Source organism: Mesorhizobium sp. M0522 (assembly GCF_040321085.1).
Lineage (GTDB): Bacteria > Pseudomonadota > Alphaproteobacteria > Rhizobiales > Rhizobiaceae > Mesorhizobium.
This window is the reverse complement of record NZ_JAMYQW010000037.1, coordinates 22,145-44,773: the sequence shown is the minus strand read 5'-3', so window position 1 is coordinate 44,773 and position 22,629 is coordinate 22,145. Positions and strand designations below refer to the sequence as shown.

The 22,629-nt window shown below is 58.0% G+C and carries 20 protein-coding genes and 3 pseudogenes; 21 read left to right on the top strand and 2 right to left on the bottom strand.

Going from position 1 to position 22,629, the window contains the following annotated elements; all coding sequences use genetic code 11:
• Nucleotides 1–269 precede the first annotated feature (269 nt).
• From NKI58_RS28950 to NKI58_RS28930, 5 genes are all read left to right on the top strand, one after another.
• The gene (locus NKI58_RS28950) at nt 270–1,640 is read left to right on the top strand and encodes an MmgE/PrpD family protein (RefSeq protein WP_352854098.1); all 1,371 of its coding nucleotides are present in this window, start codon (nt 270–272) and stop codon (nt 1,638–1,640) included.
• Between the two features lie 13 nt (nt 1,641–1,653).
• Nucleotides 1,654–2,295 (top strand): CoA transferase, encoded by a 642-nt coding sequence (locus NKI58_RS28945; protein WP_352854076.1) that lies wholly within the window; start codon nt 1,654–1,656, stop codon nt 2,293–2,295.
• A 146-nt stretch (nt 2,296–2,441) separates the two neighbouring features.
• Nucleotides 2,442–2,765, top strand: coding sequence for an FAS1-like dehydratase domain-containing protein (locus NKI58_RS28940; RefSeq protein WP_352854074.1), 324 nt, complete (start codon nt 2,442–2,444; stop codon nt 2,763–2,765).
• Nucleotides 2,759–3,547, top strand: coding sequence for an HpcH/HpaI aldolase/citrate lyase family protein (locus tag NKI58_RS28935; protein ID WP_352854073.1), 789 nt, complete (start codon nt 2,759–2,761; stop codon nt 3,545–3,547). Before NKI58_RS28940 ends, NKI58_RS28935 begins: the two co-directional genes overlap by 7 nt.
• Nucleotides 3,548–3,737: 190 nt before the next feature.
• Nucleotides 3,738–3,923, top strand: coding sequence for a hypothetical protein (locus NKI58_RS28930; RefSeq protein ID WP_352854071.1), 186 nt, complete (start codon nt 3,738–3,740; stop codon nt 3,921–3,923).
• Nucleotides 3,924–4,191: 268 nt separating this feature from the next.
• Here NKI58_RS28930 and NKI58_RS28925 read toward each other — a convergent pair whose 3' ends face one another.
• On the bottom strand, nt 4,192–6,171 hold the full coding sequence (locus NKI58_RS28925) for an oxidoreductase (protein ID WP_352854070.1): 1,980 nt from the start codon (nt 6,169–6,171) through the stop codon (nt 4,192–4,194).
• A gap of 350 nt (nt 6,172–6,521) precedes the next feature.
• On the bottom strand, nt 6,522–7,742 hold the full coding sequence (locus tag NKI58_RS28920; RefSeq protein ID WP_352854069.1) for a cupin domain-containing protein: 1,221 nt from the start codon (nt 7,740–7,742) through the stop codon (nt 6,522–6,524).
• A gap of 460 nt (nt 7,743–8,202) precedes the next feature.
• Here NKI58_RS28920 and NKI58_RS28915 point away from each other — a divergent pair, with 460 nt between their 5' ends.
• The 16 genes and pseudogenes from NKI58_RS28915 to NKI58_RS28840 all read left to right on the top strand — a co-directional run.
• Nucleotides 8,203–8,556, top strand: coding sequence for a cupin domain-containing protein (locus tag NKI58_RS28915; protein WP_352854067.1), 354 nt, complete (start codon nt 8,203–8,205; stop codon nt 8,554–8,556).
• 37 nt (nt 8,557–8,593) lie between these two features.
• Nucleotides 8,594–9,913 carry an NAD(P)/FAD-dependent oxidoreductase gene (locus NKI58_RS28910; protein ID WP_352854066.1) on the top strand — a complete coding sequence of 440 codons (1,320 nt, stop codon included), beginning with the start codon at nt 8,594–8,596 and terminating at the stop codon, nt 9,911–9,913.
• Nucleotides 9,914–10,436: 523 nt separating this feature from the next.
• Nucleotides 10,437–11,363: a LysR family transcriptional regulator gene (locus NKI58_RS28905; protein ID WP_352854096.1), complete on the top strand. Its 927-nt coding sequence runs from the start codon at nt 10,437–10,439 to the stop codon at nt 11,361–11,363.
• Nucleotides 11,364–11,565: 202 nt separating this feature from the next.
• Nucleotides 11,566–12,993, top strand: a complete 1,428-nt coding sequence (locus NKI58_RS28900) for an NAD-dependent succinate-semialdehyde dehydrogenase (RefSeq protein WP_352854064.1) — start codon at nt 11,566–11,568, stop codon at nt 12,991–12,993.
• A 4-nt stretch (nt 12,994–12,997) separates the two neighbouring features.
• Complete coding sequence (locus NKI58_RS28895) at nt 12,998–14,542, top strand: fumarate hydratase (protein ID WP_352854062.1); 1,545 nt, start codon at nt 12,998–13,000, stop codon at nt 14,540–14,542.
• Between the two features lie 204 nt (nt 14,543–14,746).
• Nucleotides 14,747–14,881: pseudogene (locus NKI58_RS28890) on the top strand (Lrp/AsnC family transcriptional regulator); the annotation flags it as partial.
• A 324-nt stretch (nt 14,882–15,205) separates the two neighbouring features.
• Nucleotides 15,206–15,397 carry a hypothetical protein gene (locus tag NKI58_RS28885; protein WP_352854105.1) on the top strand — a complete coding sequence of 64 codons (192 nt, stop codon included), beginning with the start codon at nt 15,206–15,208 and terminating at the stop codon, nt 15,395–15,397.
• Nucleotides 15,398–15,471: 74 nt separating this feature from the next.
• Nucleotides 15,472–15,825, top strand: coding sequence for a M20/M25/M40 family metallo-hydrolase (locus NKI58_RS28880; RefSeq protein ID WP_352854061.1), 354 nt, complete (start codon nt 15,472–15,474; stop codon nt 15,823–15,825).
• Nucleotides 15,826–15,833: 8 nt separating this feature from the next.
• On the top strand, nt 15,834–16,148 hold the full coding sequence (locus tag NKI58_RS28875; RefSeq protein ID WP_352854059.1) for a zinc-binding metallopeptidase family protein: 315 nt from the start codon (nt 15,834–15,836) through the stop codon (nt 16,146–16,148).
• A 307-nt stretch (nt 16,149–16,455) separates the two neighbouring features.
• The gene (locus NKI58_RS28870) at nt 16,456–16,926 is read left to right on the top strand and encodes an Lrp/AsnC family transcriptional regulator (RefSeq protein ID WP_352854057.1); all 471 of its coding nucleotides are present in this window, start codon (nt 16,456–16,458) and stop codon (nt 16,924–16,926) included.
• A gap of 312 nt (nt 16,927–17,238) precedes the next feature.
• A protein-coding gene (locus NKI58_RS28865; RefSeq protein WP_352619121.1) for an IS630 family transposase occupies nt 17,239–18,193 on the top strand; the annotation gives its coding sequence in 2 pieces (ribosomal slippage) (nt 17,239–17,558 and nt 17,557–18,193; 957 coding nt in all).
• Nucleotides 18,194–18,449: 256 nt separating this feature from the next.
• A complete protein-coding gene (locus NKI58_RS28860) occupies nt 18,450–20,861 on the top strand; it encodes a GcvT family protein (RefSeq protein WP_352854054.1) in 2,412 nt (803 codons plus the stop codon).
• Nucleotides 20,862–20,891: 30 nt separating this feature from the next.
• Nucleotides 20,892–21,971, top strand: a complete 1,080-nt coding sequence (locus NKI58_RS28855; RefSeq protein ID WP_352854053.1) for a GlxA family transcriptional regulator — start codon at nt 20,892–20,894, stop codon at nt 21,969–21,971.
• Between the two features lie 33 nt (nt 21,972–22,004).
• On the top strand, nt 22,005–22,166 hold the full coding sequence (locus NKI58_RS28850; RefSeq protein WP_352854095.1) for a TRAFAC clade GTPase domain-containing protein: 162 nt from the start codon (nt 22,005–22,007) through the stop codon (nt 22,164–22,166).
• Nucleotides 22,142–22,297: pseudogene (locus NKI58_RS28845) on the top strand (IS21 family transposase); the annotation flags it as partial. The gene NKI58_RS28850 and the pseudogene NKI58_RS28845, both read left to right, overlap by 25 nt.
• Nucleotides 22,287–22,619 (top strand): annotated as a pseudogene (locus tag NKI58_RS28840) (ATP-binding protein); the annotation flags it as partial. The pseudogenes NKI58_RS28845 and NKI58_RS28840, both read left to right, overlap by 11 nt.
• Nucleotides 22,620–22,629 lie beyond the last annotated feature (10 nt).

Here is a 22,629-nt window from a genome sequence, read left to right as displayed (position 1 = left end):
ATCTCATAAGAATAAATTCCCCTTTTTCGGCTGACCTAACACTCGATTGATCATAGCTAATCTCGCTTCATCGGGTACCCGCATAGAATCATCTGTTTGAATCTACGCGAACTCTCCCGTGGCGGCACGAACGACACCATGACCTTATAACATCTTGAAATGGATTGTATATCAGATTTGGTATGTTATGAGTCTGTGTAAGTCAGAATAACGTTGTTTGAAGATTGCGTGATCTGCTTGGCTGGTTGCGGAATTGTCATCTGTCTCTAATGGAGGTGCTTTTGTCGACATCTGGACTCTTTGCGAAATGGGTTACTGAGGACCTGACAAATAGTATACCCAGCGATGTGAGTGAGAAAATAAAGCTAGCCATTCTCGACGGTTTAGGTTGCGTGATCGCGGGGATGAACACCCAATTGACCGAAGTCGTCCTTACCGGCCGCTTGAAACATTCCGGTCAAGCAGGCCCTATCCCTCTGCCTGGACGGCGGCTTTCCTGTGGGTTGCTGGATGCAACATATATTGCGGGGCAAGCTGCCAACGCTTTGGATTTCGACGATTGTTACCGAGGTAAAGCGCCCTGCCATCCCGGTGCCACGATTGTGGCGCCGGCACTTCTCGTGGCGCACGCCCGCGATTGTCAGGGCCACGAGTTGCTCCACGCAATCACGAAAGGGTACGAAGTTTCATTGCGTGTGGGACAGGCAATTGATGCGACAGCACAACGGAAGAAACATGTCACGGGATATTCAACCTGGCAGGTCTTCGGCGCGGTTGCAAGCGCCGCCGCCCTGATGCGGCTCGATGCGGGCCAGATCGTCAATGCGTTTGGTCTCGCTGGCAGTCAGGCTCCCGTTCCAAACATTCGCAAGTTGGTCGAGTTGCCCTTTTCGTGGTTGAAGAATGGCTATGGCATTTCGGCGGAAGTCGGTGTGCTTTCTGCAATGCTCGCGGAGAGCGGATTGCGGGGGCCTGCTGAAATTTTCGATGGTGAGACCGGGTTCTGGATTATGTCCGGCTCGGATCGCTATGATTGTGAACTTGCACGAGAGGAGTTGGGTACGAAATGGCTTTCGCGCGAAATCGAGTATAAGCCATATTCCTGCTGCCAGTGGACGCACACAATGCTGGATTGCATTGCTGACCTGCGCCAAGAGGTGCCGCTCGAAGAGGTAGAGCGGCTCGAGATCGCCGCATTTGTCGATCTTGCCGTTACCTTGAATATGGGCCTGCCCGACAACATTATAAGCGCGCAATTCAATGCTCGCTATCTCGCTGCACTGGAATATCTTGGACGGTCGCCCGCAAATGGGCTTTCAACAAGTGATCTCGGCGCAGGGGACATCGCTGCATTTGCGGGGAAAATAAGCCTGGTGCACGATCCTGTACTGGACATCCCATACCACGCTCGTGAGGCTATTCCTGTCCGGGTGACAGTGACGGATAAGTCGGGGAGACGTTTTGTTCGCGCGCTTGAAGATCCGGTAATCGACATGACGCCTGAACGGATTACGGAAAAGTTTGAGCGACTTGCCGAACCTGTACTAGGTGCTGCAAAGACGCAGCGGCTCCTAGAAGCTGTTTTGGACATCGAAAAACACAGCGCACGGGAGATCGTCGATCTGACTGTGCCAAACTGACCTGGGGCGTACTTTGGACCTGCTAATCCAGGCAGATTCCGGAATGTGCTCGATCACGGGCGGGCCGGAAAGCCCCGCGCGTGTCGGCATTTCTATGGCCAATATCGCCACGGGTGACACGACATATGCCGCAAATCTGGAAGCCCTGATACAGCGGGGAAAAACCGGCAAGGGCGGCGTGATCACCATTTCGGTGTTCGACGTGATGGCGGACTGGCTGACGGTTCCGCTCCTGAACCACGAAGGCGGCAAGACGCCGACGCGCGTTGGACTTGCTCCTCCTTCCATCGCTCCATACGGCGTGTTCACGTGCAATGACGGCAAGCAGGTGCTGATTTCGGTCCAGAGCGACCGCGAATCGGCGAAATTGGCCTATACATTCCTGGGTAAGCCCGAGCTGGCCAGTGACCCGCGCTTTGCGACCAATGTGGCCCGTGTGACGAACCGTGCCCAGATGGATGCCGAAGTCGCGGCTGGATTTGCTCGTCGTGCTCTGGCCGAAGCCACGGATGCCATTCTTGAGGCCGCCGTCGCCCTTGCGACGGTCAATGACATCGAAGGCCTCTCGAACCACCCGCATCTCCGACGCATCACCGTCGATACACCGAATGGTCCCGTCAGCTCTCCGGCGCCGGCGCCGATCTTCATAAATTAATCGCGCGGTGCCGCCATTGCGGGGCAAGTAATGGAACTTGACGTCGATCAGCTTCATAAATGCATTGGTCGCGATGAGTGCAAAACCGACTACACTACCCGGTCTTTAGCGGAACGGTTCAACGCGACGCTCGATCGGGATGGCGATTGCGACGAAGCGGCAACCGCCCTCAGCTGTTCCATCTCTGCCTCGGTTTGCCCACAGTGCCGACGTCGATGCTCGGCCCTAACGGCCATCCGGCTCGCGGCGTCCTGCCCTCCGGTGCCACTGGCCGTCGAATGTGGGCGGGCGGGGAGTTCGTGTTTCGCGATGATTTCCGGATCGGCGGCAAGGTCAGACGGCGCTCCGAGATCACTGACGTGGTTAAGGAAGGGCGGACCGGAACGCTGTGTTTCGTGACGGTGCATCACCAGTTTGATGTAGATGACCGCCATGTCATGGTGGCCATGGAGGCGCGCGCAAAATGGTAGACATTTCCTTGTTGCGGTTGCCGCTGTTCGTACCGGCGGATCGCCCCGAACGATTTGAGAAGGCGGCCGCGTCGGGCGCGGACTCCGTAATCCTAGACCTAGAGGACGCGGTTGCTGCGGCCAACAAGGCCGCTGCCCGAGGCGCACTGAGGACTGATTTCACCCAGTTGCCCGTGCTTGTGCGTATTAATGCGCATAGCACCTCCTGGCACGATGACGACGTGGCAACTGTTTCAAAGCTTCCGATTGCGGCGGTCATACTTCCGAACGCGGATCTGCCGGACGTGATCGAAAGCGTGTCGAGCAAGGTAGGAGCGCCGATCATCCCACTGATCGAATCCGCCCGCGGATTTGCCAACGCGCGATCCATCGCGGCGGCGAGCGGCGTTGTGCGCCTCGCTTTCGGGTCGATTGATTTTTGTGCTGACCTTGGCTGCGAACATCTGCGCGACGTTCTGCTGCCCATCCGTCTGGAACTCGTGCTTGCGTCGCGATTGGCGGGCATTTCGGGCCCGATCGATGGTGTCACGGTTCAGCTCGATGACCTGGCGGTGAGTCGAGACGACGCGTTGCATGCGCGTTCGATCGGCATGACTGGCAAGCTCTGCATTCATCCGAAACAAGTGGCTGCCGTTCGGAGCGGGTTTGCCCCGTCCAAACGTGAGAAAGACTGGGCACGGCGCGTTCTTGCCTCGGGCGATGGCGCCATCTCGGTCGATGGCAACATGGTGGACGAACCAGTACGCATACGGGCACGCGCGATCCTCGCGCTGGCGCTATGAGACCGGTCGGCGGCTGGAAATGATCGACGACGACAACTCGCGGCCCGTAGTGCCGAGACTTTGGCAGATCTCCCAATGCGCTCGGCGCTCGGCATCGAACTCACACACATTTCCCATGATCGTGTCGACGACAAAATGGGGTGCAGCCTCTTCACGCCGATAGAATGGCATGTTGTATGGCGGCGCTCTCATGGCCTTTGCCTACGCGCTGCGTGCGACGGGCGCGATCTATAATCTGCCGCTGACCGGTTCCATGGTTACTCTCGACAGCAAGACAAACTTTCTTCGCAAGATCGCGTGGGCAATATCGCTTACGGCCAACGCATTCGCATGCACCGGCGCTAGACCGTCTCAATATGGCAAACAACGGTTTTAAGTTTCAAGAGGCGACGGCAAGGTCGCCACAATCGTCGTGCAGACACATATGACGATAGAATGGGACGATACAAATCAGTCCGGCTCTGGTGGCGGCGCACCGCATTCATCGCCAATCAGACGTCTGAAGCATCCCCGTTCAATGTATGGACTAAGCCGACGTGATCGTGCTCGAGAAGATCATCCGCTCGGCCGATCGGAAAAGGAAACAACGTCTCTCGAGAGACCGTCCGCCGATGGAGTCCGGACCCGGCAGAACCGGGGATGGACTATAGTTTCCATCCCACTTCCATACCCTCGTACACTGCTTCTTCGCATGTCCGAGCCATCTGACAGTCGCCGATCATATAGAATTCTCTGTCACTTCCCTCGAATTTGTCGGCCAGTTCGTCATTTGGCTCGCCGCCTTGCGACAGGACCAAGGTATCGATGCCCTCGATGAGCATCGGGTCACCGCTCACGATATGCTGCAGATAGACCGTGTTGCCCTCAGTGCCAAAAAGGCGTGCATAGGGGATGATTTCCACGCCGAGCTGCAGCACGCGCGTGATCATCGCATCACGGGTATAGGACTGGATCGTTTCGCCCGCGATCATGCCGTTGACGGCGAGGCGTACGCGACTTCCCTGCTTGGCAAGGTGCTCGGCCAAGCCCAGCCCAATCCAATCGCAATTCCAATCCGCGATCAGCACGGATGCACCACAGGATACGCCCTGGCGAAGAACATCGACCGCCTGCACAGCTTGCGTGGACTGCGGGTCGGGGTCGGGCTCGTACATGAACGAGGATGGCCAGCGCGGTTTGCTTCCGGTAGCGAATATGATCGCGCCGGGTTGTTCGCGCTCTATTAAGGCCTCATCGACCTGAGTATTCTTGACGACCTGAACCTTGGCGAGTTCCAGTTCTCTCGTGAGATTGGTGATGATGCCGCCAAACTCCGCTCTGCCTGGCAGCAGTTGAGCGAGCTGGGCTTGCCCTCCGAGCCTGCTCGTGGCCTCGTAGAGGGTGACATGGTGGCCTCGCAGGGCGGCCGTGGCGGCGGCTTTCATCCCGCCGGGACCGCCACCGACTACCATGACCTTCTTGGACTTGGCGGCCGGTGTGACCAGGCCGAATTTGCGTTCCCTGCCCGTTTCGGGACGCTGGATACAGGAGATGGAAAGTCCGAGATGCACATGGCCGATACAGGCTTGATTGCATCCTATGCAGGCACGGATGTCATCGAAGTCGTTCGCCTTCGCCTTTGCGGGCATGCGAGGATCACAGATCAAGGCGCGCGTCATCCCGCACAGATCCGCCTGTCCGTTAGCGATAAGGAGGTCGGCATCCTGTGGCTGGTTGATGCGCCCGGTGAGTAATATGGGAATCGAGACGGCCTGTTTCAGACGCTGCGAGAACGGCGCGACATAGCCGCTTTTGTAGAACATCGGTGGCACGATATGGATGGCGGCACCCAACGTGGAGCTCGAGCCGTTGACCACGCTCACGTAATCGATGGATTTCTCAACGGCGCTGATTGCTTTGATCGCTAAGTCCTCAACAATGCCTTCAGGATTTTCTTCGTTACCCGAGAAGCGGAGACCCACGACGTAATCGGCGCCCACACGAGACCGAACCGCGTCGGTGACCTCCCTCAGAAAGCGCACCCGGTTTTCAAAGGAGCCACCATATTCGTCCGTCCTGTGATTGATGGCTTCACTCAAGAACTGAGCGGGCAAATACCCGTGGCTCGCGACGATTTCGACGCCATCAATATTAGCGCGCTTCATCCGATCGGCGGCATCCGCATAACCCTGCACGATCTCTGTTATTTCCCTGCACTTCAGGGGCCGCGCGATGAAGTGATAGCGTTCCTGGGCGGAGAGCGAAGGAGCGAAGGCCGGGCGTTTTACCCCGTTGATCCAATCCGTGACCTCACGGCCCGGATGGAACAATTGCACGAAGAGCTTTGTTCCATGCGCGTGGACGGCTTCCGCGAGCTTCGACAGACCCTCGATACAGCTGTCGTCAGTGGCCATGAGCGCCTTGTCTTTATATCTCGCGGTCTCGTGTACACCAACGACCTGCATGATAATCAAGCCTACCCCCCCCTGTGCACGGGCTGTATGATATGCAATCAGCTGGTCACCAACCAACCCATCCTTGTCGGCCATGTAGGTGTCGTGGCCAGTGGAGGCTATGCGGTTTTTGATTTCCAGCTTGCTAATTTTGATCGGGCTAAAAAGGTGCTTCAAGCTCGCGGTGCTCATCGTTCCTCCCACGAATATCCACCAGTCGAAGGTTACTGGGCGGCCGCAGGAGTTGATGCCTAATCATCCTCCCGCAAGTGAGCATCAATAAATTCATCTTTTTATATTTTCAATGAAAAATTACACTCACAGAGAAATGTGTCGGGAGATATTTTTCGCAGGCTCGTCTTTGCATCGTCACCTGATGGTCGCGAGAATGGCCATCCCTCCCTCAAGGAGCGACGCCGGATCGGATGAGAGCCGCTGAAACAGGTTTCAAACCCCGATCTGTCACAAAATTAACGGCCTGAATTCATTCAGTCTTGCGGAAAGAAGGCGACGGGGAAGAGCGACGCAATCGTTTACCGTGACTAGATCCGGGGTGGAGTGATCGTCCAAACAATAGTGGTCTCGATATCCCCCGGGTTCCCGTATCGATGTGGTTCACGACTTTCGAAAGCGAAGCTATCGCCCTCCTCAAGGCGGAAGTGACGCTCACCTACCCATAGTTCGAATTTTCCAGTGAGGATGAGACCGCATTTTTCGCCTTCATGGCTATAGGCCTCGCCGCTGTAACCACCCGGCTCAATCCTGCTCAGCGACATCTGGATTTGGCGACCGAGATTTGGGCTCAGTACTTCGTCGCGCATCTCATCATTGAATTTGATTTCCCACCTGTCCTTTTTTCGAACGACGAAGCCATCTTCATCCGGATGGTGCTGAGAATCCGCCTTGCCGGAAAAGAACCAGCTTACCCGCGCCCCCAGTGCCCCAGCAATTCGATGAAGCGCGCCGATCGAGGGTGTTGTCACACCTCGTTCTGACTGACTGAGGTGGCTAACAGACAGCCCCGACGCTTCAGATACCTGTTTCAACGATTTCGCACGCGCCTTTCTTATTTCCTTCATTCGGCGACCGAGGAATGTGTCAGGCTTTTGATTTCGCTTGAAATTGAGATCCTCCGGGTCTTCTGACATCGCTTCAGAGGCCTCTCCATGTTGCATGGCCAATCTATATCGTGTGGTAAATTCCCTCTTCTCCATAACAGAGCGCAGCATCGAGCGCAGAAGCTCGAGAATCTTGTATTTGTCCTGAGCGCTGTTCACCTTGATCACATCGCTCAGCACCAAGCCCCGCATCAGCGCGAACGTGAACTGAACCATTTGATGCAGCTCACCGTCGCCCATTTCAACATCTGAAAACGCAGCTCTCCACAGATCGTTGACCGGCTCCACCGCAGCGACCACCACGCGCTCGCTGAGTTCGCGAAACAGCTTGGCGTCGCGGCGCGCACCCAGGACGAGTTCCCAGGCGGCCAGATATTCCGGCGAGCTAAACCAGCTCCAGTAGACCGAGATTATCTTGTCCAATCGTTCGTCGACGGAGCCGCTTGTCGGGCTCATCTCCGAAACGAAGAGGTCCATTTCCGTAAAAACGTATCCCACGGTCGCCAGTATCAGGTCCGCCTTGGACTGAAAATGATGTTGCGCGGCGCCGATCGAGACACCGGCGCGCCTGGTGATCTCAGTGAAGGTCACACTGCTAAATCCGCCCTCGCTGACGCTGGCGATCGTCGCCTTCAGCAATCGCATGCGCGTTTCCTCGGTGCGCTCTGCTTGAGTCCGTCTACGATGAAGCGGCTTGGTCTTGGATGAGTTCACGCAAAATCCCCTTGACAGGCCTGCAAGATACAATACATATTTATCGTAACCTCCTACCTGTCAGACGGACAGAATCCTAGCTCCAACATTCCTATTTTCGTCATTCTGAGCAGGCCTGAGTTCTTAACATGACAGGAAGTTCACCTGTACCGCCCACCGTTAACTTTGAAAGGGAAGGCAAGCAACACGGCTTCCTGCTGCTTGGCGATTATCGCGCGCGTTACTTTGAATACGGGCCTTGGCGGGCGGTGCTGTCTGCGGCCTTTTAGGCCCCGTCGAAAGCTTAGGCTCGCCGGCAGGCTCGCAATCATTACTGACGGGCTGATGGCAGCGATCTGCGAAAACACATCTTCGATCCTCAGCTTCGAGCCAAGCCCTGAAGGGAAAGACCATGTCCAACCTGACCTTCTTCGACGAGAACAATTTACCCAAGCCCCGCGAAGGCAAGCCGGCGCCGGACAGGCTCATCGAGGGCGATCCGCGTTTCCTGACCTGGGATATCGCGCAGACTACCGACGGCGTGATCCGCTCCGGCATGTGGGAGGTAACGCCCGGCGCCTATCGCTCTATAAAGGGCAAGACATTCGAGTTCTGCTACATCCTTTCGGGCGTGTCGGAACTGATCGAAGACGGCAAGGAGCCGCGTCGGATCGTGGCTGGCGATGCCTTCGTCATGCATCCAGGCTTCACCGGCGTGTGGACGGTGATCGAGACCACGCGCAAGCTCTGGGTCTGCCGCGACTGATGCGGCAGGCACGCGCCACCCTGAACGGATTTCCTCCATGAAACGGTCACTTCCGACAACTATCAAGTCGACTCCCTACTGGTGGGACGATTGCGATTTTCCTCAGCTGTCGCAGCGGCCGCTGGAAAAGATCTGCGACGTCGCGATCGTCGGCGGAGGCTATACCGGCCTTTCCGCGGCTTTCGAGTTGGCGCGCGCCGGCAAGCACGTCCAGCTGTTCGACCGGCAGATGATCGGGCGTGCCGCTTCGAGCCGCAATGGCGGCATGGCGAGCGGCAGCATCAGACCGGGACGCAACGAACTTATCAAGCGCTTCGGCATCGACAGGGCGAACGGCATTCTCGCCGAGGGCCACGCGGCTCGACAGGATCTCTGGCGCTTTATCGAAGCGGAGAATGTTGACTGCGACGGTACGCGCACGGGAGCTTTCGAAGGCGCGATGAGCGCCGAAGAAAATGAAGGCCTCCGCCGCCATGCCGATTTTCTCCGTGAGACGCTGGGCATCGAGACCTATTGGGTCGCGCGTTCGGACGTCTGTGAATATATCGGCACCGATCTCTACAGGGGTGGCATGGTCCGCATGGACATCCACGGGCTCCAGCCCGCGAAGCTGTTGGCGGGTATGCTCCGCATCGCGGCTTCAAGCGGTGCCGTCCTGCATGAGAACACCGCTGTCCTGAACTTCGCCAACGACGCAGCGGGAATTCGCGTGTCCACCCAGAAAGGCGAGATACAGGCGAAGAAGCTCATCGTTTGTACCGACGGCTACACCGATGGCTTCGACCCTTGGCTTAGACGCCGGCTGGTTCCGGTCCGCAGCCGCATCATCGCCACCGAGCCGCTGCCGAAGGAAGTCATGGATCGACTCATGCCCAAACGTATGATGTACGACGACACGCGCAAGCTAAGTTACTACTACCGTCCCACGCCAGACGGATCGCGCATCCTGTTCGGCGGACGGGATGGAACCACGGAAGGCGATCCGCTGGTGCCGACCGTGCATCTGAGGACGGAACTTGCCAGGGTGTTCCCTGAACTGGCCAACATCGGCATAACGCACAGCTGGTACGGGTATGTCGCCATGCATCGCGACATGATCCCGCGCATTTTTTCCCGCGATAACGTCATATACGCGACGGGGTATTGCGGATCCGGCATCGTCTGGGCGCGCTGGCTTGGCAAGAAGGCGGCCATGAAGGTGCTTGGGCATGACGAACAGGTGCGTAGCGCGTTCGATTTCGACCATGCACCGAAGGCGGTCCCGCTATACTGGGGACGCCCTTGGTTCATCCCGATCGTCTACTCGCTATATGCGCGGCACGACAGGAAGATACTGAAGCGTCGCGCGGACAAGTAAGCTCTGCGGGTTGCGACGCAACGTCTGCGAAGCGTTGCTGTTTAGCAATTAACCGCTCCAAAAGCAGCAAGCCCGTTGACCAGTTTTCTGATGCAAGCAAGAGGGTTTATCCAGTCAATGGGGCTAATTGGTGTTCATTCGCGGACCTTGACGACGAAACAGCCCCATGCGCGACGGCTTGGCTTTGCCGGAGCTTTGGCGATCCATCCGAACACAGGTGGCTATATTCAATGAGGCTTTCTCGCCAAGCGCAGTGGAACTAGATTGGGCCCATCGTGTTGTCGCAGCGCATGAGGATGCCGCCCCGCGTGGTCTGTCTGCATTCTCATTGAATGGTATGATTGATCCGCCAGTGGTTCGGCGCCTACGAGTTACTGGCTCTCGCCAGCAAATAGCTGAGTCCTTAATGAGTGGCCGGACAGACTGTTTTGGATCGGCGCGACCATTTCGTGGCTTGCCCGCCATCTCGTTTCGAGATAGGTATAAAAGTACGGGGATCACGCCCCGGTTGGATTTGTTCATCGTGGACATCAGGCAGTTAAGATACTTTGTCGGCGTCGTTGAAGCCGGCAGTTTCACGAAGGCAGCTGCGACCCTCAACGTGGCTCAAAGCGCTCTAAGCCTGCATGTGCGTCAACTAGAGGAAGGTTTCGGCACCCAGCTGCTGGTTCGCGATAGAACCGGCGTCAGCGTCACGGCGTCCGGAGATAAGTTGCTTGAGCGCGCGCGCAACATTTTAAAGGAAATTCAGCTCACCGAGGCGGAACTGACCAACACGGTGACTTCTCCTTCCGGAGAGGTGACCCTTGGGATTCCGTCCGGAGCCGCTCGCGTCCTTAGCGGTCCCCTGCTTGATTCGGTAAGAAGCGAGCTGCCGAGGATCTCGCTCAAGATGATCGAGGGCATGACGGGACCGCTGGAAGAGTGGATGGCTGCTGGCCGTTTCAATCTGGCCGTCCTGTACCGGACTGCCGAGAGCGTGGGGGCAATGACGGTGCTGGCCCGCGAAGAGTTTTGCCTGGTGGTGCCGCCGGGCCAACCGCCTTTCGAGGATACGATACCGCTGGCCGACCTGCACGCATTTCCGCTGGCGGTTCCCATGCGCAACAACAATGTCAGGCGGTCGGTGGCTGATGTCGTTGCCCAAAACGGTTGTGTTTTGGACGTAAGATTCGAGGTCGACTCCCTTTCTACGATCATCAATATGGTCATGGAGGGAAAGGCGTATTCTATCCTTACACCATCGGCCATTCAGAAAGAGGCGTCTCAAGGTCTGGTTCGGACAGTCAAGGTCATCGATCCGGTGATTACCCGTTCCGTTGTCCTCTCCGTCAACCCGAAGGATGAGCGCTCTCCAGCCGTATCGGCGGTCCGCAAGCTAATCCCCAAGGTTGTAAAGACTTTGATCGAGGGCAAGCACTGGGCAGCCACGGTCCCGAACCGGGTTTAGACACATCCCAAACCAAAAAGTTCCTCCAGTGCTATCGCTCTTCGCCGCTGCCTGAGCGGTATCAATCTGGATTCGAGATGGTTTTGGGCGACATTCGATATTTGACCGCATGCGACTATCGCGATGAAATCGCGGGGAGGGAGGCAGGGTTCGGATAACGGCCGTTCTCGTACCTTAGAAGTTCACTACAGCGGAGCATGCGATGTCCAATGCCACGACCTATGAGCTTTTCATCAACGGCAGTTGGCGAGGCGGTAGTGGAACCCTGACGGTGACTAACCCGGCGACAGAGACGGTATTTGGCTCGGTGGCCGCGGCGTCGGCTTCTGATCTGGACGAGGCCCTTGCCAGTGCAGAGGCAAGCCGCCGAGCCTGGTCCTCGCGACCGCCGAAGGATCGCGGCGAAATCCTTGTTGCGGCCGCCAGGATCCTGGCAACCATGGTGGGAGACGCGGCCAAGGACTTGTCGCGAGAACAGGGCAAGACGATTGCCGAAGCAACAGGCGAGTACGCGCGCGCCGTCGAAACGCTGCAATGGTACGGCACAAACGCCGTTGAATTGTCGGCCCCAATTCCACATGGCCCGAATCGAATGATCGTCCCCGAGCCGCTCGGCGTCGTCGCTGCCTTCACGCCCTGGAACTATCCCGCAGTGATTATCGCCCGCAAGCTTGCCCCCGCATTGGCGGCAGGCTGTCCTGTGATCCTCAAAGGGGCTGAAGAGACACCGAGTGCGGCCATCCACATTGTCGAAGCCCTGCGCCAAGCGGGTATCCCGGACGGCGTGGTCAATCTTGTCTTCGGCGTACCGGCGCAGATTTCTGAACATCTGCTCGGCTCGCCAATTGTCAAAGTCTTGACCTTTACGGGCTCCACCGCTGTTGGAAAACACCTGGCCAAGCTCTCCGCGAACAACTTGCAGCGGTGTGTCCTTGAACTCGGTGGGCACTCCCCGGTCGTTGTATGCGAGGATGCGGATCTTGCAACGGCTGTTCCGGCAATTTCGGAATACAAGTTCGAGTGCGCAGGCCAGAGCTGCAATGCGCCCAGCAGAATCCTGGTCGCGCGGCCACTCTATGAGGAGTTTCTATCCCGGATGACCGACGCTGCGCGTAAAATCAAGATCGGCCCGCCCGACGACCCTAAGACGGAGATGGGACCGATGGCAAACGCGCGGCGAATAGAGGTCATGCAGCATCTGGTAAAGGACGCGGTCGATCGTGGCGCCCGCGTCGAAACCGGCGGCACCCGCCTCGACCGGCCGGGGTTTTACTGGCCGCCGACCATCCTGACAGGGGTGCCAAAGGATGCGAAAGTGCTTCATGACGAGCCGTTCGGGCCGATCCTGACCGTGGCGCCTTTCGACACGATCGAGGAGGCTATCGAGGAAGCCAATGCCACCGAATATGGCTTGGCCGCCTACTTCTTCACCGGCGCCACTGATGCGAAGCGAGCGCTGATCGGCGGAGTTTCGGCTGGCGCCGTCAGTGTAAATTACCTGAAAGGGGTGTCCGCGGATGCGCCGTACGGAGGCGTCAAGCAGAGCGGCTATGGCTATGAAGGTGGCGAGCAGGGCTTGCGGAGCTTCCAAAGCTTGAAACTGGTCAACGGCCTCGGGTCATTCGGGTAAGCTGGTGAACAAAAGGACACGCACCATTGCCGGTGAAGACATCGCGACGAGCGTCGCCGATGCGCTTCAGTACATCTCGTATTACCATCCTGCAGACTATATCCAATACCTCACGCAGGCATACGCGCGCGAACAGAGCCCGTCGGCAAAGAACGCCATAGGGCAGATACTGCTGAATTCTCGCATGGCCGCATTTGGGCGTCGGCCGATCTGCCAGGACACTGGTCTCGTGGTGGTTTTCGCCAAGGTCGGGATGGGCATTCGGATCAAGTCTGCGGCCAGTTTCGCAGACCTCGTGAATGAAGGCGTCCGTCGGGCATATCTCGACCCTGACAATCCACTTCGACCATCGATCGTCTCGGATCCGCTTGGCCGACGATTTAACACCGGCGACAACACGCCGGCAGTCGTCCACGTCGACCTCGTGCAAGGCAACCAGATTGAGATCACCATCGCCGCAAAAGGCGGCGGGTCGGAAAACAAGGCCCGTTTCACTACCCTTAACCCCAGCGCGTCCGTTGCCGACTGGGTGGTCGACACCGTTTCGACCCTTGGCAGCGGATGGTGCCCGCCCGGCCTAATCTCGGTGGGCATCGGTGGTAGCGCCGAAAAGGCGATGCTGCTCGCCAAGGAGGCCATGAACGAGCCTATCGACATGACGGATCTCATCGCCAAGGGGCCATCAAACGCAGAGGAGGCGCTCCGCATCGAGCTTTATGAACGCATTAACGCACTCGGGATCGGAGCCCAAGGCCTCGGAGGCCTGACAACTGTCGTTGATGTCAAGGTTGCAACCTATCCGACCCATGCAGCGTCCAAGCCCGTGGCGCTCATCCCGCAATGCGCCGCCAACCGCCACCTGACGTTCACATTGGACGGTAAAGGACCAGCGCAACTCCAACCGCCCGACCTTTCCCAGTGGCCCCAGATCGGTCCCGAGGACTTGCAAACAACCGGCGTGCGCCGGGTCAACTTGGATGTGCTGACGAGGAGAGAGACAGCATCGTGGCGCTGCGGGGAAACTCTTCTGCTATCCGGAAAAATGCTGACGGGTCGTGACGCCGCCCATAAGCGAATGGTCGACCTGATCGAGGCCGGTAAGCCGCTCCCGGTCGATCTGCGGGAACGCGTGATCTATTATGTCGGGCCTGTCCGCGCAGTAAGGGATGAGGTCGTGGGGCCGGCTGGCCCAACAACCTCAAGCCGCATGGACGATTTTACGGATAGATTGCTCGCGGAGAGCGGGCTTTTTGCGATGGTCGGCAAGGCAGAGAGAGGGCCAGCGGCCATTGCATCGATTGCCAGACACAAGACGCCCTATCTGGTCGCAGTGGGTGGCGCTGCCTACCTGATATCAAAATCGATTAAAGCGGCGAGGCTAGTTGCCTTTGAAGACCTGGGCATGGAAGCCATCTATGAATTCAATGTGCAGGACATGCCCGTAATCATGGCCGTCGACGTTAAGGGAAACTCTATTCACAATTCCGGGCCTCTCGAGTGGCGAAAGCGCATGGTGGCCGACAGCATCGCACGCAGCATCGGCGTTTGAGTCTGCGGTCAGTCCATTCGCCTTGGCCGGCTACCAAGCCATAAACACCGAAAGGCGAACGGGAAGCTTAGAGTCTCATTTAGGCAAGCTGCGGAATCAGCCAATGCGCGCGAACAACACTGCAATTGTCACAGCCGAGGGCAGCATAGAGTCTAAGCCACCATCAGCCGCCTGGGCAGGGCATTGAAGTAGAAACTGAACACTGTGCGCTTGGACGCCTGGGACCTCCGAATTCTCTCGGAGCTTCAAGCGGACGGTCGGATATCGAAAAGCGAGCTTGCGAAACGCGTTCATCTGTCGGCGTCGGCCTGCTCGGAGCGGCTCCGCAACCTCGAAGTAGCACGCGTCATTGAAGGCTATTACGCGCGGCTCAGTCCGACCCTCGACGCCACCCATCTGAAAGCCCACCGCACCGCGGCGAGCCGGCTTAACAAGGGGATGTTCCCCGCCGTATCGGGCGAACCAAGGGCGGGCCGAACTCGAAGCTTCACACCGTCTGGGACGGTGACGGACGGCCGATCATCCTGCTCCTGTCGGAAGGCCGACCACAAGGGCGCCCCGTCTCGTGCTCGATGGTTTGCAACCGGCCGCTCACCTGATCGCCGATCGGGACTACAACAGCGCCTGGTTCCGGGAAGAACTCGAAGCCCGAGGCATCAAGCCATGCATCCCGTCATCCAGAGCCCCAGAACGCCCTTCGCCTATGACAAAGACCTCTATCGCCAGAGGCACAAGGTTGCGAACCTCCTCGCAAAACCCAGGGACTGGCGACGGATCGCCACGCGCTACGACCGATGTGCCCACACGTTCTTCTCGGCAATCTGCATCGCAGCTGCCGTGATCTTCTGGCTCTGATTGATGAGTCCTGAGCCTAGCTCACGTTCCACATCGCCTTTACTCCCGACATTAAAGGCGCTGGCCGCACCGTCGTGCGTAGTCACCGCGATGCGCCACCTTTACAACCATCAGATTTGCATGGTTTCTTCACTCACAGCAGAACGTCTCGGCTCGGGGCTCGACAGTGCCGAGCGGGACGCCATCATCGAACTTCGCTAGGCGATGCGTCTGAGCGCCACGGCCTGAGCGGGTCCGTCCCTTTCCACAATACGGGCCTTTACGCGGGATATCCTGGGCCAGGCGAACGGAATGCCCGGTCAATCGCCGTTCGGGGCGACATTGACGCCTTGCCTATCCAGGAGACGCGCGACGACGTCCCTTTCCGTTCACAAGTTCCAGGCGTCATGCACGCATGCGGACATCACATCCACGCCTCGGTACGCTAGGAACAGCATTGGCTTTGAACCGCCAGCGGAACCGTTTTTCCGGCAGGGTTAGAGTCTTCTTCCAACCCGCCGAGGAAGCGGAGCCGGTCATGGGACGCTCGGTCATGAGCGAAAACCTGCTCGGTGGTTTCGACCTCGGGATCCATAAAAGCCCTAACCTCCCGGTCGGCGCCTTCAACGCCCTGCCCGGTGCAGTGAGCAAGTTAGCGGACCAGTTCTCAATCAGTCATCAGCGAGATGACGTACGGGGCCATGCCGCACAAGGGGTCCATGCCGTCGCCATTGCCGCTGCGTTTATCTGTGAAGTACAGACGGTCGTGTGACGCGAGTTCCCAGCCCGGGACGCGAGGGTTTATCACGATCGGCAAGATAATGGGCGGTAAAGCGGCGAACATCATTTGTCCCGAGGTGACTGTAGAAGGCACGATCGGACGCGGACGCGCGGGCGAAGCGAGAGCTAATCAATAGGCGAGTCGCGGATTTCGTACACCGACCTGTGGTGCTTCGGACGATCTTCTGGCTCCGACCACAGATGCGGTGGTGCGTCTTTGTTCCGGATGTGCTGGCAGACGTTCCCGCAAACGGTTAGAAGTCGGGGCGAGCACTTTTCCGCCCCGTTGGAGGCATCTTTTGAGTACTGAAGACATCGACGCTCACGACAGAAAGATCCTCGAGATCATCCAGGTGGACGCCGAACTTCCGGCCTCTATGATCGCCGAAGAGGTAAACCTGTCAACATCCGCAGTTCAGCGCCGCATCAAGCGCTTGAAAGACTTGGGGGTTATCGTCGCCACGGTCGCCGTGGTTGACGGCAAGAAAGTCGGTCGACCGCTAGTGTTCCTGGCTGCAATCGAGGTTGAACGTGAACGCAAGGACTTGCTCGGCCAGCTTAAGAAATGGCTGCTTGGGGAGACGTATGTGCAGCAGGCATTCTACACCACAGGAGCATCCGACCTGACCGTGGTTATCACAGCGAAAGATGTCGAGGAGTACGACCACATCACCCAAATGATGGTTGAGATGAACCCGAATATCAAACGGATCAACACAAGTGTCTGTCTGCAGCTTTACAAACGCGGAAGCGTAATCCCTACAGACTGACCGAAACCGCGCACGCTTTTCTGCCGCGACAAAGTAGCGAGGCGGCTGATGCAAACGATTTTTGTCTGCGACGCCGAATGCCGCCATCGAAGCGGTACTCGGAACGAACCAGCAGCTCCCCCGATCTGTCCGCATCGGCGACCTCGACCTGTCCAACGCGGACACCGTCAATCAGGCTTTCTATAGAAACGGGGGGCTCGCTCGGCGCATAGATGGAAGTATTTCACTAGAGCGTCGGACGTTCAGTTTGAATCGCGAGGGATTCCAGTGAGGCGTGGTTCATGATTCACTTCCTGTAGGAGGTGATTTGCCATGCCCAAGCCCTATTCGCTCGATTTGCGTGAACGTGTTGTGCGGTTTGTCGAGGCTGGCCACTCGCGGCGTGCGGCGGCGGCACATTTTGGGGTGTCGGTTTCGTTTGTCGTGATCCTGATGAGGAACTATCGAAAGACCGAGAGCCTGGCGCCCAAGGCCAGCGGTGGCCGCCGCCATTCCAAGCTCGACCCGCATCGTGCGTTCCTGCTTGGCCGTGTGGCCGAGAAGGATGACATCACCATGCCGGAGCTTGCCGCCGAACTGGCCGCTGCTACAGACGTCCAGGTCGCTCCTGCCTCGATCTCGCGCTGGCTCATCAGGAATGGCTATCGCTTCAAAAAAAACGCTGCTGGCCAGCGAGCAAGATCGTCCCGACGTCAGCAAGGCGCGGCAGGAGTGGCAGACCAGGCGCCAGCCGCGGATGCGGCTTGAGCCACATCGGCTGGTGTTCATCGACGAAACCGGAACCACTACGAAGATGACACGTCTGCGCGGCCGCTGCCTAAAGGGCCAACGGCTGCGCTCAAAGGCACCGTTCGGGCATTGGAAGACGCAGACCTTCATCGCCGGGTTGCGCTGTCATGGGCTCACGGCCCCTTTTGTTATCGACACGCCGATGAACCGGCGCATCTTCGAAACCTATGTCGAAACGCAGCTCGCTCCGACGCTGGCAAAGGGCGATGTCGTCATCCTCGACAATCTCGCTGCCCACAAGAGCCCGGCCGCCGAGGCAGCGATCCGGGCCAGAGGCGCATGGCTGCTCTTCCTGCCGCCCTACAGCCCAGATCTCAATCCCATCGAAATGGCATTCGCCAAGCTCAAGGCGCACCTGCGCGCAAAGGCCATCAGAACCATCGACGCCCTGTGGCAGGCCATTGGCGATATCTGCAATCTCTTCTCTCCAACAGAATGCAGAAATTACTTCGCAGCCGCAGGGTATGGACTCACATGAAGTCCGCCGCTCTAGGCTCCGCCGGTTTTAGAGGAGCATCGTCGCCAAGCCGCAAACGGTGCCCTTTCGCCGCGGCCATAACCTCAACTCCGCGGGAAAAACGCGGAATATCCGCGTATTGGTCGGCTAATTTCGTCATGATACATGCGGAAGCCGCGCGAGTTGCGGCGCTCTCATTCAACCATAGGGTTCCATGACACATTTTCCATTTCTGCGTCGCCGCGCTTCGGCAGCCCGTCACCATGAGATAGTTATCTTGGGAGGCGGCATAGCCGGGGCGAGTGTCGCGTATCATCTGGCGAAGTTGGGCAAGAAAGATGTCGCTATCTTGGAGCGGAATACGCTGACTTCAGGCACCACTTGGCACGCAGCCGGCCTGATCATGCAGACACGTGGCACGCATTCGCTGACCGAGATCGCCAAATATAATGCCGAGCTTTATGACGCTCTTGAGGCCGAAACAGGCCAGGCTACAGGGTTTAAGCGCAACGGCACGCTCGGCGTCGCCCGGACCAAGGATCGTCTCTACGAGACCGCCCGCAACGCGTCGGTTGCCAAAAGCTTTGGTCTTGAAGCCCATATGATCTCCCCGGCTGAGGCGAAGGCCCTTTATCCTGCAATTGACGATTCTATCATCAAGGGGGCAGTGTTTATCCCCCGAGACGGGCAAACCAACCCGATCGACACTTGCATGGCGCTGGCTGCAGGAGCCAAGCAGAATGGGGTTCGCATTTTCGAGAACCAGGAGGTGAATGACCTATGGCGCACGTCGGAGGGTGTCTATCAGCTGCAGACCGACCATGGGGTTATTGAGGCCGAAACCTTGGTCCTGGCCTGCGGGCTTTGGACACGTGATTTAGCAGCCCGGCTAGGCGCGCGCGTCCCGCTTTATGCAGCCGAGCATTTCTATGTGGTCACGGAACCAATGGACTTCATTCGGCCGACGTTGCCCGTCTTGCGCGATACCGATGGTCATGTGTACCTGAAGGAAGATGCAGGTAAGCTCCTGATCGGCGCCTTCGAACCCTGGGGCAAGCCTGTCGCGATGGAGCGCCTACCGAAGGAGACGGCCTTTATTGAACTCTGGGAGGATTGGGATCATTTCGAGTTGGCGATGACAAAGGCAATCGAGATCCTTCCCGGGCTTGCCAATGCCGGAATTGCGAAGTTCTTCAATGGACCGGAGAGCTTTACGCCAGACCTGCTGTTCATGATCGGCGAGGTTCCGGGACTGAAGAACCTTTACGTTTCGGCCGGCTACAATTCCGAAGGTATCGAGTTCGGAGCGGGAGCCGGGAGGGCCTTGGCCGAATGGATCGTCGCCAAATCCCCGCAGATGGACATCAGCTTCGTCGATGTGGCCAGGTTCCATCCGTTCCAGATCAATAAACGCTACCTGCACGATCGCACAGCCGAGGTGCTCGGTCTTCACTATAAGATGCATTGGCCAAATCATCAGCGAGAAACCTCACGTGGGGTGCGCAAGAGCCCGCTCCACGATCGTTTGGCGAAGCTTGGGGCAAGTTTCGGCGAGGGCATGGGATGGGAACGTCCCATGTGGTTTGCCGAGAACGGTCAGTCCACGGACAATGTTTATTCGTATGAGGAGCCCAACTGGTTCAGCAACACCGCTGAAGAATGCCGTGCCGCACGCACGGATGCGGTGCTGTTCGACCAGAGCTCTTTCGGGAAGCATCTTGTCCAAGGCCGCAACGCCTGCCGCTTTCTCCAATGGCTTTGTGCCGGCAATGTCGACGTACCAGTTGGCAAGCTTGTCTACACGCACATGCTCAATGAAAAAGGGGGCATTGAAACCGACATCACGGTAAACCGGCTTTCGGACACCGAATACCTCGTCATTTCATCAGCCACCGTCCATCCACGCGACACAGCTTGGATCCGCAAGCATATGACCAGCGAATGGAGCGTGACACTCACGGACGTCACCTCGGCTTATGCGGTGCTCTCGCTCCAAGGGCCAAAATCCCGCGAAATACTCTCCAAAGTCACTGATACAGACCTCTCGAACGAGGCCTTTCCCTTCGCTACGAGCCAGGAAATTGATGTCGGTTATGCGAGAGTTATCGCCAACAGGCTGACTTATGTCGGAGAACTGGGCTGGGAGCTCCATATTCCGACGGAGATGGCCCAGCATGTTTTTGATGTCCTGTGGGACGCAGGAGCTGAGCACGGTTTACGGGCCGCTGGCTACCATGCGCTTGAGCACCTCCGCTCCGAGCGCGCATATCGCGAATATGAGCTTGATCTAACGCCGGTAGACACCCTGCTCGAAGCCGGGCTCGGGTTTACGATCGACTGGTCAAAAGCCGGTGGATTCCAAGGCAAGGATGCCACCGAAGCCCAAAAGGCAGCAGGGACACCGCGCAAGCGGCTCTTGTCTTTCAAGCTGCGGGATCCGAAGCCCCTGCTCTTTCGCGAGGAGCTCATCCGCTACAATGGCGGCATTGTCGGCTACATTTCCTCCGGGGTCCGCAGCTTTACCTTGGGGTCCTCGATAGGACTCGGCTACGTTAACAACGCCGATGGCGTCACTCGGGAATGGATCGACGCTGGAGGCTGGCAGATCGAAATTGCCGGCAAACTTTATGATGCAGACGTCTCGCTCCAGGCTTTTTTCGATCCCAAGGGCCTCAGAACCAAGGTCTGACGGGCTCCAGGCCCTCAGGGAGGCGTAGAAATGCTTAAGATGAAGGCAGCAAAACGTCTGTTCAGTCTCTATCTAGGGCCGGGATTTTCCCTACAGGCTTTTTCTTCTGCAATAGAGGCCTTACGGCTTGCCAACGAAGTGCTTGAATCGGAGATTTACACTTGGCGAGTTGTATCTGACGACGGACACCATGTGAGATCGAGTTGTGGACTTACGGTCTCCGTCGATACGTCGCTCAAGGAGGAACGCGGCCTTCTTGGCAAAATGGGCTCGTTCCCATCGGTCGCTGTAATTTGCGGGGGTAGCCACCCCCTTACGGTAAATCGGGCTCTGCATGGCTGGTTGCGGGAGTGCCGAGCTAGAAAACTGCGTCTGGTTGGAATCGCGAGCGGGGTCTTCAGCATCGCGCAGACAGGTCTGGCGGATGGACGACGATGTGCAGTGCACTGGGAACAGTTCCCTTCATTCGTCGAACAATTTCCAAGTGTCGGTGCGGTTCAAGCTGCTTATGAGATCGACGGAGACACGTACTCCTGCTCGGGTGGAGATGCTGCTTTCGACATGTTCGTGCAGTTTGTCATAGAAGATTATGATTCGCTTATTGCCAGCCGGGTGTGCGAGAAGGCCGCCGCTATGAGGGTCCGTCAACCAGGAGATCGTCAGAGACTACCTCTTCATGCAGGCGCGGCCATTCACCATGACGGCCTGTTGAAGATCATTGAGCAGATGGAGACGCATCTCGACGAACCAGTAGCGCTCGAAGACATGGCTGCCTCGAACTGCTTGTCTCGGCGCCAAGTTGAGCGCATTTTTTCGAAACAAGTAGGATGTTCGCCTGCGCGATACTATCTTGAGATGAGACTTGAGCGCGCGCACTTGCTGATCTTGAACTCGCAACTGCCAATCGTCGAAATCGCGATGGCCTGTGGTTTCGTCTCGGCCTCGCATTTTTCAAAGGCATATCGCGAGAATTATGAAATGACTCCACGTGAGGCTCGCTCGGAAGCCGTAGAACGCCGACGGAGCGGGCCAGTCGTCCAAGCTGTTCGGCATGTTGCTCAAGGCGGCCATGCAGCCGGCCGCCTGAGGAAACCCGCCCATAGCGCCTAGTCTTAGTGTCCGCGCCAAGTCCAGGTCGTCGATATTCTCGACGCTTTCGCAGAGAACCCGATCGATCTGAAGCCGACGAGGGTTGCTGTCGTGGTGTCGGCCTGGGACCTCGTCGCCGAGGGAATAACGCCCGACGCGTGGCTGTCGCAACGCATGGCGCTGCTCGACCAGTATCCTCAATCCTGCACAGGCTGATCGACGGCAAGTCGCTCTCGGCCTCAGTCGTGGATGCACCGCAGGCGTTGAGCCTGGCCAAGGAGCCGAAGGCCGATGTCGAGCGCTACGACGCCCCGCGCCAGGCCAGGGAGGTGCGCCATGCGTCATGACCCCGCAAGCGCCGCCGTCGTCATCATGCTCAGAAGCCTGAAGATGCACGGCATGGCGCAGGCCGTCGCCGAACTCACCGAACAGGGATCTCCCGCTTTCGAGGCCGCCGTTCCGATCCTGTCGCAACTGCTGAAGGCCGAGATGGCCAGGCGGGAGGTCAGGTCTGTGGCCTATCAGCTCAAGGCTGCCCGCTTTCCCGTCTATCGCGATCTGGCCGGCTTCGACTTTGCCAGCAGCGAGGTCAACGAGGCCCTCGTGCGGCAGCTCCATCGCTGTGAGTTCATGGACCACGCCAACAACGTCGTGCTCGTCGGCGGCCCCGATCCCACGA